The sequence below is a fragment of the Bacillus nitroreducens genome (assembly GCF_964021195.1).
This window is the reverse complement of the sequence record NZ_CAXHYI020000003.1, coordinates 2,268,455-2,281,171: the sequence shown is the minus strand read 5'-3', so window position 1 is coordinate 2,281,171 and position 12,717 is coordinate 2,268,455. Positions and strand designations below refer to the sequence as shown.

The 12,717-nt window shown below is 37.3% G+C and carries 9 protein-coding genes; all 9 read right to left on the bottom strand.

What is annotated here, in order from left to right:
* Positions 1-328: 328 nt before the first annotated feature.
* The 9 genes from lonB to ilvC all read right to left on the bottom strand — a co-directional run bounded on the left by lonB (position 329) and on the right by ilvC (position 12,652).
* Complete coding sequence (lonB, locus tag ACWPVE_RS14895; protein ID WP_453994616.1) at positions 329-2,008, bottom strand: ATP-dependent protease LonB; 1,680 nt, start codon at positions 2,006-2,008, stop codon at positions 329-331.
* Between the two features lie 540 nt (positions 2,009-2,548).
* Positions 2,549-3,811, bottom strand: a complete 1,263-nt coding sequence (clpX, locus tag ACWPVE_RS14890) for an ATP-dependent protease ATP-binding subunit ClpX (protein WP_453994614.1) — start codon at positions 3,809-3,811, stop codon at positions 2,549-2,551.
* 351 nt (positions 3,812-4,162) lie between these two features.
* Positions 4,163-5,449 (bottom strand): trigger factor, encoded by a 1,287-nt coding sequence (tig, locus tag ACWPVE_RS14885; RefSeq protein ID WP_453994612.1) that lies wholly within the window; start codon positions 5,447-5,449, stop codon positions 4,163-4,165.
* Positions 5,450-5,652: 203 nt separating this feature from the next.
* Positions 5,653-6,678, bottom strand: coding sequence for a tetratricopeptide repeat protein (locus ACWPVE_RS14880; RefSeq protein ID WP_453994610.1), 1,026 nt, complete (start codon positions 6,676-6,678; stop codon positions 5,653-5,655).
* Positions 6,679-6,811: 133 nt separating this feature from the next.
* Positions 6,812-7,399: a 3-isopropylmalate dehydratase small subunit gene (gene leuD, locus ACWPVE_RS14875; RefSeq protein WP_453994608.1), complete on the bottom strand. Its 588-nt coding sequence runs from the start codon at positions 7,397-7,399 to the stop codon at positions 6,812-6,814.
* A gap of 2 nt (positions 7,400-7,401) precedes the next feature.
* Complete coding sequence (gene leuC, locus ACWPVE_RS14870; RefSeq protein WP_453997560.1) at positions 7,402-8,829, bottom strand: 3-isopropylmalate dehydratase large subunit; 1,428 nt, start codon at positions 8,827-8,829, stop codon at positions 7,402-7,404.
* Positions 8,830-8,921: 92 nt separating this feature from the next.
* Positions 8,922-10,031 carry a 3-isopropylmalate dehydrogenase gene (gene leuB / locus ACWPVE_RS14865; RefSeq protein WP_453994606.1) on the bottom strand — a complete coding sequence of 370 codons (1,110 nt, stop codon included), beginning with the start codon at positions 10,029-10,031 and terminating at the stop codon, positions 8,922-8,924.
* Between the two features lie 61 nt (positions 10,032-10,092).
* Positions 10,093-11,637 carry a 2-isopropylmalate synthase gene (locus tag ACWPVE_RS14860; protein ID WP_453994604.1) on the bottom strand — a complete coding sequence of 515 codons (1,545 nt, stop codon included), beginning with the start codon at positions 11,635-11,637 and terminating at the stop codon, positions 10,093-10,095.
* Entirely contained in the window at positions 11,624-12,652 is a 1,029-nt protein-coding gene (gene ilvC / locus ACWPVE_RS14855) for a ketol-acid reductoisomerase (RefSeq protein WP_453994602.1), read from the bottom strand. Before ilvC ends, ACWPVE_RS14860 begins: the two co-directional genes overlap by 14 nt.
* Between the last annotated feature and the right edge of the window lie 65 nt (positions 12,653-12,717).

The following is a 12,717-nucleotide window of genomic DNA, read 5'->3' as shown; positions in this document are numbered from 1 at the left end:
TTATTTAAATGCTAGTGTCTATTTTAGGGATTATCCTTTTAAAATAATACAACTGGACAAGGTTCTAAAGCTTCCTGTGGGGTCTCATGTCTCACTTTTCTGAGATGGACAATGAGAAGCTTCCTTAAGTAATCCCACATACGAAGAAAATACTTGCATTTTCGAGGATTACCGCCTTCTGCTTAAATCAACTGGGTTTACACAATATATTATCCGAAAGCTACTATCTATTGAAAACAAAAGAACTAACAAAAATGAAAACATAAAAAAGACTTCGACGTTCTTTTTATAGTATGTCGAAGTCTACCTAATTTAAACGATTAATGTCTTAAACGGATTCGGTCTTTGAATAGTTCGTAGATGCTGGTATAATTGATTGCTTAGATTGCTTCTGGCGTTCAGGTGTTTTTATGGCAATCTCAAAGACTTCTTCCAGGCTCGTAACTGGAATGATTTCGATTCCCTCAATATCCATCAAAATGGATTGCATATTTTCTTGTGGGATGATGACCTTTTTTGCCCCAGCTTGTTTTGCTGCCTTTATTTTTGGTACCACTCCACCTATTGGTTTTACATTTCCATGAATACTGATTTCGCCAGTCATCGCCACCTTGTGGTCTACTGGGAACTTGTGTATAGCTGAATAGATGCCTGTAGCCATCGCAATTCCAGCAGAAGGTCCATCAATTGGAATACCACCTGGGAAGTTAACATGAATGTCATAATCATGAGCTGGAACACCCATTGAACGAAGGACCGTAATGACATTTTCAATAGAGCCCTTTGCCATACTTTTTCTTCTGATTGATTTCCCACGATCCCCAATACTTTCTTCTTCAACGATACCTGTTATGTTAATTGTTCCTTTATCTTTTGCAGGAATGACGGTTACCTCAATTTCTAGCAATGCCCCTGTATTTGGACCATATACGGCTAATCCGTTAACTAAACCGACTCGTGCACTCGGATAAATCTTTTTATCATAGCGTGGGGTTAACTGACTGGAATGGAGAACCCATTCAATATCTTCATCCCTTATAAAATCACGATCCTCTGATATCGCGATTCCAGCTGCAATTTGAACCATATTTACCACTTCACGGCCATTTCGAGCATAGGAAGCAAACGTGGAAATCCCCTTATCCGTTGCCTTCATATTTACCTTATCAAGGGCTTTTCTCGTTACAATTGCTAGTTCATCTTGATCTAATTCACGGAAAAACACCTCAAGGCAACGCGAACGGATCGCTGGTGGTATTTCACTTGGAGTACGCGTTGTTGCACCAATCATCCGGAAATCAGCTGGTAATCCATTCTTAAAGATATCATGAATATGCGTCGGTATTTGTGTGTTTTCTTCACTATAATATGCACTTTCAAGAAATACTTTGCGATCCTCCAACACCTTAAGCATCTTATTCATCTGAATCGGGTGTAGCTCTCCAATTTCATCAATAAATAAGACACCACCATGTGCATGTGTAACTGCACCTGGCTTCGGCTGGGGTATACCGGCTTGTCCCATTGCACCTGCGCCCTGATAGATTGGGTCGTGGACAGAACCGATCAATGGGTCGGCTATTCCACGTTCATCAAATCTTGCAGTTGTTGCATCTAACTCTACAAAAACAGCTGACTGTTTAAATGGAGATTTAGGATTACGCTTTGCTTCTTCCATTACTAGTCGAGCTGCAGCTGTTTTACCTACTCCTGGTGGTCCATAAATAATAACATGTTGAGGATTCGGCCCACAAAGTGCTGCCTTTAAAGCTTTAATACCATCCTCTTGTCCAACAATATCTGAAAAACTAGTTGGTCGTACCCTCTCAGCTAATGGTTCTGTTAAAGAAATGGACCTCATTTTACGAAGTTGCTCCATTTCTTTTTTAGACTCTTTATCTATAGATACCTTTTGTGTTCGTTGATTTTTAAGGAGATTCCAAAAGTATAGCCCAATGATGATCCCAAAAAATAGCTGTACGAATAAAACAATACCTGTCCAACTCATATTATTCCTCCTGCTCTCGAAGATAGACTCTACTTGCTATTATCTCCTGAGTAAAGGAGGAATAAACCAATTTTGACGGATTTTTGAATAGCCATTTAGCTCTAATTAATAAGTAAACACAATCTTCGGAAACCAATAATAACCTTCTTATTGGATTTTTGTAAAATATGTACGCTTCCTATACCTAATAAGAAGAGGTGAAAATCTATCCGTAAAAAAAGCTTGAGGAGCTCAACAGAACGATTTTCATATTAACGATATCCTGAACCAAGCTGCTTAGAGAGAATGAAAAAGTTATAGGAGACAGCCAACATTTTAGGCTGCTAGAGAGAAAGTAGTAGTATTATTTTTGTAGCAAAGCTTGAGTACACCGAAAAAATATGAGGTTGAAGAAACACTATACAATAAGGTATTGAAAAATGAATCAAGTACATGGGCTAAACATAGGAATATGATTTTAAAAAAACAAACGAAAAGCACATTACTTACCTTGTGTTAATAAAAAATCCCAAGGTATATCATACCTAGGGATTTTTACTCTTATGCGGAGATTTCTTTGTATTCAATAACAGTACCATCATCTAAAAGAAGCTTTGGAGATGTATTTTTTGCCACAGTATCTCCTGTGATGATGCATTTCTTTATATCATCTCTTGATGGAAGGTCAAACATTACATCAAGCATGATTCCTTCGATAATGGAGCGCAATCCACGTGCTCCTGTTTTTCGCTCAATTGCTTTTTTCGCAATTTCTTTCAGAGCATCCTCTTCGAATTCTAACTCAACCTCATCTAATTCAAGCATTTTTTGAAATTGCTTTACTAAAGCATTTTTAGGTTTTGTTAGAATATCAACTAATGCATCCTCATCTAGTGGCTGAAGGCTTGCAATAACTGGAAGACGTCCGATAAATTCAGGAATTAACCCAAACTTTAATAAATCTTCTGGTAATGATTTAGAAAGAAGAGTTTTTTGATCTAATTCTTCTTCCACAATGCTAGAACCGAATCCAATTACTTTCTTACCTAGACGACGCTTGATAATCTGCTCAATGCCATCAAACGCTCCACCAACAATAAACAAGATATTTGTTGTATCAATTTGAATAAATTCTTGATGTGGATGCTTTCTTCCACCTTGTGGAGGCACACTAGCTACGGTTCCTTCAAGAATTTTTAATAATGCTTGCTGTACACCTTCACCAGAAACATCACGTGTAATAGAAGGATTTTCTGATTTACGTGCAACTTTATCGATTTCATCGATATAAATAATGCCTTTTTCAGCCTTTTCAACATCATAATCCGCTGCTTGGATTAGTTTTAAAAGAATGTTTTCTACATCTTCTCCAACATATCCAGCCTCTGTTAATGAAGTTGCATCTGCAATCGCAAATGGCACATTTAATATACGAGCCAAAGTTTGTGCTAACAATGTCTTCCCACTACCAGTAGGTCCAATCATACAAATATTACTTTTAGATAGCTCAACATCATCAATTTTGCTGTTTGAATTTATACGTTTATAGTGGTTATAAACTGCAACAGCTAAGGACTTTTTGGCAGCGTCCTGCCCAATTACATATTCGTCAAGGATTTCTCTAATTTCTTTTGGTTTTGGTACATCTTTGAATTCAACTTCTTCCTCAGTACCTAATTCCTCTTCAACGATCTCAGTGCATAGTTCGATACATTCATCGCATATATAAACGCCAGGTCCTGCAACTAATTTACGAACTTGATCTTGCGATTTACCGCAAAAAGAACACTTAAGCTGACCCTTTTCATCATTAAACTTAAACATTATGTCACCCCTTATTTGTTTCTTCTCTCTACACTATAGGCCTAATTTATATTTACTAGGCAATTTTTTCATTGGCCCTTACTTTTAGTTCCAATTCTTTGTCATTATGTATTGCACATTGTACCATATTTCTCTTTGGATAGGTAATAATAACTCTTTTCTTCCATTTATGTAAGTATGTTATGTTGAAATTGCCTAACGAAATATGTGCTAGTCCGCCCTCCTTTTTCAGTGTTCCCTTTTTCTTAAGAATAAAACTACTACGAAATGCTTATTGTATGTACTACTTCCAAGTTTTGGGTATAAAACAAGGCACGATGATATCGCGCCTTGATATTCCCTTATTAATTATTATGCAACACTTTTGCTATTTTCTACAAGAAAATCGATTGCTTTTCTAATTTTTAAATCTTCTTTGATTCCGTCTACGCCACCAAGCATTTGCTTAAGCTCTTCAGCAGAAACACCGTACATGCTTGACATTGATTCAAGTTCTGCGTTGACTTCTTCTTCAGTAACCTCAATATTTTCAGCTTTAGCAATAGCTTCTAACGTTAGGTTAACACGTACGCGCTTGCCAGCATCTTCTTTCATTTGCTCACGTAAAGCATTTTCATCTTGACCTGAGAATTGGAAATATAAGTCAAGGTTCATACCTTGCATTTGTAGACGTTGTTCGAATTCACGAACCATGCGATCTAATTCAGTGTTAACCATAGCTTCTGGAATGTCGATTTCAGCATTTTCAGATGCTTTTTCGATTAAAGTATCTTTAAGGTTGTTTTCAGCGTCACGTTTTTTCGTTTCTTCTAAACGAGTTCTTGTTTTAGCTTTTAACTCTTCTAAAGTTTCAACTTCATCATCAACATCTTTTGCGAATTCATCATCAAGCTCAGGAAGTTCTTTTCCTTTAATTTCATGAACTTTTACTTTGAATGTCGCTGGTTTACCTGCAAGGTTTTCAGCATGATACTCTTCTGGGAATGTAACTTCTACATCCTTTTCAGCTCCTGCTGCAACACCCACTAATTGCTCTTCAAAACCAGGGATGAATGAACCTGAACCAATTTCTAATGAATGGTTTTCAGCTTTTCCACCTTCAAATGCTTCTCCATCTACGAAACCTTCGAAATCAATTACAACAGTGTCGCCATTTTCAACTGTACCATCTTCTTTAACAACAAGTTCAGCATTGCGCTCTTGTAATTGTTTGATTTCTGCTTCCACTTCTTCATCAGTAACTGTTTCGTCTAACTTTTCAACTTCAAGACCTTTGTACTCGCCAAGTTTCACTTCAGGCTTAACTGTTACTTTTGCAGTGAAAATAAGGCTTTTGCCTTTTTCAATTTGCTCAACATCAACTTCTGGACGGTCAACTGGCTCAATACCAGTTTCTTTAATTGCATTTTCATATGCATCTGGAAGTAAGATATCGATTGCATCTTGATATAGTGATTCAACACCAAAACGCTTTTCAAACATTCCACGAGGCATTTTACCTTTACGGAATCCAGGTACGTTTACTTGCTTAACTACCTTTTTGAATGCTTCATCTAAGCCTTTGTTAAATGTCTCTGCGTCAACTTCAATAGTTAAGACACCTTGGTTTCCTTCTAATTTTTCCCACTTTGCGGACATAATTCTTTCCCTCCAACTATCTATTTACTAACTATTTAGTTTGATATGTAAACTTGTCATTTATTACCATTTAATAGGTAACCTAGCATTTTACAACCATTATATTATAACATAGAATAGACACCTTTCAACAGATAGAATATTTTTATATTGTTAGAAAGTTTACCCAATAAATCCTAATAATAAAATCTATACTGATTCTTTTATTCAATTAAAGAGAATCTTTCTACCATTTCTAGCTTTTCAAGTGTATGCTTAATTTCAAATAAACTTACATCATAATTTTGCTCAAGTGTATGAGTTTCGATTTCAAATCCTTGTAATTCTGCACTATATAAATGTAAAGCTGCAGCGTATGCAGAAGGGTCTTCTTCTTCCAATGTAAATGGATAGAGCACAAATAGATGTTGTAACCAAATCGCTTTAGCTGTCTCAAATAGAGTAGGGTTTTCATTTTGCAAGTTCTCATCTAATAGTGATAGAACTCGATTTGTAAAAGGTGTCATAGATGGGTCTACTAAATTTGAAGGGTTTACCTTCATGGTGTTCCCTAATTTCTCCACTTCAATTTCCTGATCGACTTGATTTGAAACAAGTAATTGAATAATGATTGTTTTTACAACTGGATGTTTCGTAGGCATCGATAAAAACGGAACAAGAATGTCAAGATATTTCCGTACATTCAAATCCTTCAAGGATTGGACAGCGGAAATCTGCTTTCCGATTATTTCTTCATTATATAAGGTATTCTGTATCATTTCCTCTACATTCTCATCCGAGTTATCTTCAATCTTAACGTCATCTTTGAACAGCATTCTTTTACTTAATTCTAACAGCTGTGACAAGTGCTCAACATATTCGGGAGGGACTGAACCTTCCTCGAATACCGCTTCAATCGTTGATTTCACTTCATCGTATTGACCTAATTGAATAAGAATGGTTACATAAATTTGAAGCACATGAAAATAATCGCCGACATCTTCTTTCAGCATGGCTAAACAATTTTCTTTTGCTTGCTCTAAGTCTCCTAATTCAAAAAGACAGAGTACGATACCTAGTTCAATTTCATGGTTGCCCTTTTCAATCGTCTGTGCTTGTCTTAATAATGTTAATGCCTCATTAAATTGTTTGTTTTTTAGAGAATCTAGCCCTTTTTCAATTAACCTTTCCTTTAATTTAGGAAAGGGGATCACTTTATCATCATTTGTATTTATAGATTTTTTTTCCATAGAGTTTTTCCAACCCCAAATCGTTTTTCTTTCTTGAGCTATAAGTTTACCAATGATAAAAAGAGAAAACAATAGGAGCTGCATTGTGTTATGCAAAAAAATAGACAAAGTCAAGTTGACTTTGTCTATTTTTTTAGTTTGCTGCTCTCATTTCATATTCTCTAATTTGTTGCTCATAGGATAAAGTTTTATCAATTTCATCCCAACCATTGATCAACATTTCCTTCCAGTAGGCATCAATTGTAAATTCTGTTTTAAAACCTTTTGAATCTACGATTGTTTGCTCCTCTAACGAAATAGTACATTGATAATCAGCAGCTTTTGCTTCTTTTAGTAGATATTCTATGATGCTTTTGTCTAAAACAATTGGAAGCATTCCATTCTTCAAGCAGTTATTGTAGAAAATATCTGCAAATGAAGGAGCAAGAATCGCCTTAAAACCGTAGTCCTGTAAAGCCCATGGAGCATGCTCACGTGAAGAGCCGCATCCAAAGTTCTCATTCACTACTAAAATGCTTGCCCCTTCATTCTCTTTACGATTTAACTCAAAATTTGGATTTGGACTTCCATCCGCTTCAAAGCGCCAGTCGAAAAAGGCATATTTTCCAAACCCAGTTCGTTCAATACTTTTTAAAAATTGCTTCGGGATAATTTGATCGGTATCGACATTGCTTCGATCCATTCCTGCAACTTTACCTTTATGTGTAATAAATGGTTCCATAATTATGCCTCCTCCCCTGCTGCTACTTTTTGAATTTTACGAACATCTACAAATCTTCCATATATTGCTGCTGCCGCTGCCATAGCAGGACTTACTAAATGCGTACGAGCACCCTTTCCTTGTCGTCCTTCAAAGTTACGGTTAGACGTAGAAGCACATCTTTCCCCAGCAGGTACAACGTCAGGGTTCATACTTAGACACATACTACATCCAGCATCACGCCATTCAAATCCTGCTTCACGGAACACATCAGCAAGACCTTCTTCTTCAGCTTGTTTCTTAACTTGTTGTGATCCTGGAACTACCAATGCTCGTACTTTTGGAGAAACTTTTTGACCGCGAATAATTTCTGCAGCTTCTCTTAAATCTCCAATTCGTGAATTCGTACAGGAACCAATAAAGACATGCTGTATTTCAATCTCGTTAATCGGAGTTCCTGGGGCTAAGTCCATATACTCATAGGCACGTTCTGCAGATCTTTTATCAACTTCTGAATTGAAATCCTCAGGATATGGAACTGTATCATCAATGGTTACACTCATGGACGGGTTTGTTCCCCAAGTAACAGTTGGTAAAATCTCATCTGCATGAATTTCTAGAACTGTGTCATAAACTGCACCTTCATCCGTCGCAAGTGCCTTCCATCTTTCCACTGCTTTATCAAACTCTTCACCAGCAGGACTATATTTTCTTCCTTTTAAATAGGAGAAAGTCGTTTCGTCTGGACTAATTAATCCAGCTTTAGCTCCACCTTCAATGGACATATTACAAATCGTCATTCTTTCTTCCATTGACATGTTTCGAATCGCTTCACCTGTGTATTCTATAACATGCCCTGTACCAAAATCGATACCAAACTTACGGATGATCGATAAAATGACGTCTTTTGCATAGACACCAGGTGACAACGTTCCAATTACATTCACTTGCATCGTTTTCGGTTTTTGTTGCCATAGTGACTGGGTTGCAAGAACATGTTCTACCTCGCTTGTCCCAATACCAAATGCTAATGCTCCGAATGCTCCATGTGTAGATGTATGGCTATCACCACATACAATTGTTTTTCCTGGCTGTGTCAATCCAAGTTCAGGTCCAATTACGTGAACAATTCCTTGTTCAGGACTATGAAGGTCTGCTAAAGGAATATTAAATTCCTTACAGTTTTTTTCTAGAGCGCTCATTTGTTTTGCTGCAATCTCATCCTTTGTCTGGAAGCGATCACTTGTAGTAGGCACATTATGGTCCATTGTTGCAAATGTTAAGTCAGGCCTACGAACTTTTCTATTTTTTAGACGTAACCCTTCAAAGGCTTGTGGTGAAGTTACTTCATGGACAAGATGTAAGTCAATGTACAGAAGACTTGGTTTCCCCTCTTCATGATTGATAACGTGCTGATCCCATATTTTTTCAATAATTGTTTTCGGTGCCATTAGTATCTTCATCCTCCTTTTTTACTGTTTTTGAAAAGACGAGCTCGGTATATACCGAGCTCTAAGTGGTTTTTGCTTGCATAAAAATCGTCTTATGCATAAGCAGACATAATATTAGAAATTGCCCCGTCTTCAACTAAGGCTTCTTTAATTTTTTCCACCATCTCAGTTGTTGAAATTGCTTTTTCTGTTCTCGCAACATCTGCGGTACGGTAACCAGTATTTAATACTTCATCCACCGCTTTTTCTATTGCTTTTGCTTCGTCCTCTAAACCAAATGATAATCGTAACATCATTGCGGCAGATAATATTGTTGCAATTGGATTTGCAATATCTTGACCTGCGATATCTGGAGCAGAACCATGTATTGGTTCATATAGACTTGGTCCATCTGTAGATAAACTTGCTGAAGGAAGCATTCCCAAAGATCCTGTTAACATTGATGCTTCATCACTTAAAATATCACCAAACATATTTTCAGTTACAATTACATCAAATTGTCTAGGATTTCGGATAAGCTGCATTGCTGCGTTATCGACAAGCATATGTTCTAAGGTTACATCAGGGTACGAAATTGCTACTTCTTCTGCTATTTCACGCCACATTCTACTTGATTCCAAAACATTTGCTTTGTCTACGGATGTTACTTTCTTCTGCCTTGACGAAGCCATTTCGAACGCTTTTTCGATGATTCGCTTCATTTCAGAACGTTTATAAGAAAGAGTATCAACAGCTGTTTCCTCTCCATCTACTACCGATCTTCCACTTGGCTTTCCAAAGTAAAGTCCACCTGTTAGTTCCCTTACAATTACGAAATCTGCGTTCTCGATTACTTCTTGTTTAAGTGGAGATGCATCTAGTAAACTATTAAAACAAGTAACAGGTCGTACATTTGCATATAAGTTTAATGCTTTACGAATTTGTAATAATCCTTTTTCAGGACGTAGATGTGGAGGATTTGAATCCCATTTCGGTCCGCCCACAGCACCTAATAATACCGCATCACTTTGTTTACATATCTCCAGTGTTTCCGCTGGAAGAGGAGTGCCTTCAGCGTCGATTGCTGCACCACCTATTAACGCGTGTTGAAATATAAACTCGTGATTGTATTGTTCGGCAACGGCCTTCAACACTTCGATTGCCCCTTTTGTCACTTCTTTACCAACGCCATCTCCACGAAGTACGGCAATACTTTTCTTCATTTTGACTCCTCCTCTTGTTTCTTTTAAACACTGAAAATAGATAAATAGAATTTAATAAGGTTTAAACTCCAACCTTTTCAAGTGATTTTTTATTCTTTTCAACTGCTAGCAGTCGATTTACTGCGTTCACATACGCTTTTGCAGATGCTTCAAGGACGTCTTGAGCTGATCCTCTTCCACTGCTTTCGACATTGTCATGCTTCACTTTAACGAAAACTTCAGCTAGAGCATCACGGCCAGCACCAACTGATTGAATTCGATAGTCGTCTAAAGTAATCGTGATACCGAAGCAGCGCTCGAGTGTATTATAAAGTGCTTCAACACTACCTGATCCAGTAGCAGCTTCTTGAATTTGATTTCCATCACGATCTGTTAACGTAATAGTTGCAGTTGGAACTTGATTTGTACCGTATTGAACCTGCAGTGATGTTAATTGGTACAAATCTTCTACGTTTGCTACCTTTTCATCGACTAATAACGTGATTAAATCTTCATCTGTAATTTCTTTCTTTTTATCAGCTAAATTTTTAAATAACTTAAATACGCGGTTCACTTCTTCATCTTCTAATGTATATCCCAATTCAAAGATACGATTGCGGAATGCGTGTCTTCCGGAGTGCTTTCCAAGCACCATCGAATTAGATTTAACTCCTACTAATTCTGGAGTGATTATTTCATAGGTTGTTTTTTCCTTTAACACACCATCTTGGTGAATTCCAGATTCGTGTGCAAAAGCATTTCTCCCAATAACGGCTTTGTTTGGTGGAACAATCATACCCGTTAATTTACTCACTAAATCACTTGTACGTTTGATCTCATCCAGCTTAAGTCTAGTATTTGCTTTATAGAAATCTTGACGAATGTGTAGAGCCACTGCAACTTCTTCTAAAGAAGCATTTCCTGCTCTTTCACCGATACCGTTAATCGTACCTTCCACTTGTAAAGCGCCATGTTCAACAGCTGATAGTGAATTCGATACCGCCATTCCCAAATCATCATGACAGTGAGTAGAAAGAATGACTTTATCTATATTTGGAACATTTTCTAGTAAATAAGAAAACATTTTTCCATATTCCTCTGGAGCACCATAACCAACTGTATCAGGTAAGTTAATGACATTCGCTCCCGCATCAATAACCTCTTTTACAATTTTAGCTAAAAACTCTAATTCCGTTCGGCTAGCGTCTTCAGCAGACCATTGAATAATCGGGAAGAATTTTGATGCATATTTTACACTTTCTACAGCAGATTGAATCACTTGGTCGGGTGTCTGCCTAAGTTTATATTTTCTATGGATAGGGGATGTAGCAATAAAGGTGTGGAGACGAGGCTCCGCTCCACCCTTTAAAGCTTCCCAAGCAGCATCGATATCGCCTTTTACCGCTCTTGCTAAACCCGTAACAGAAACATTTTTGATGGTTTCAGCAATTTGTTTAACTGACTGAAAATCACCTTCAGAGGCAGCTGGAAAACCTGCCTCCATAACATCCACATTGAGTCGTTCCAGTTGCTTAGCTATTTCAAGTTTTTCATGTTGATTTAAATTTACTCCAGCAGACTGTTCGCCATCTCTTAATGTAGTGTCAAATATATTAATTTTCCGCACGCGCACCCACCACTTCTTTCTGTTGTCTTTGCTTCACGAATGGCATCATTGCACGAAGCTTCTTACCAACAACTTCAATTTGATGTTCAGCTTCTAGTTTATTAATTGCATTGAATTCTGGGCGATTTGCTTGGTTCTCTAAGATCCAACCCTTAGCAAACTTACCTGTTTGGATATCTTTTAATACTTCTTTCATTTCTGCTTTAACAGCGTCATTTACGATACGTGGTCCAGTTACGAAATCTCCCCACTGAGCTGTATCAGAGATTGAATATCTCATTCCAGCTAAACCATCTTCATACATTAAATCAACAATTAGTTTTAATTCATGTAAACATTCGAAGTATGCAACTTCTGGTTGGTAACCCGCTTCTGTTAAAGTTTCGAATCCTGCTTTAACTAACGCAGATACTCCACCACATAGAACTGCTTGCTCACCGAATAGGTCCGTTTCAGTTTCTTCTCTAAATGTAGTTTCTAGAACACCCGCTCTAGCAGATCCAATACCTTTTGCATATGCTAATGCGATGTCTTTTGCGTTTCCAGTTACATCTTGCTCAATTGCAAATAATGCTGGAACCCCTGCACCTTCTGTATAAGTACGACGTACTAAGTGTCCTGGTCCTTTTGGAGCTACTAAGAATACGTCAACGAAGCTAGGAGGTACGATTTGGCTAAAGTGAATGTTAAAACCATGTGCAAATACTAGTGCATTTCCTGGCTTTAATCCTGGCTCGATTTCTTCTTTATATACTTTTGGTTGGTTTTCATCTGGTAGTAATACCATAATAACGTCCGCTTGTTCAGCAGCCTCACTTACAGAATAAACTGGAAGTCCATCATTTTTTGCTTGCTCAAATGATTTACCTTGACGAAGACCAACAATTACATCAATGCCACTTTCGCGTAAGTTTAATGCATGTGCGTGTCCTTGTGAACCATAACCAATGATTGCAACCTTTTTATTTTGTAGTGCTAGCTCATTTACATCTCCGTTATAATATACCTTTGTCATTTTAAAATCTCTCCCTTGTTAGAATTAAATTATATATATTAATGTGATTAATACCCTTAGTAATG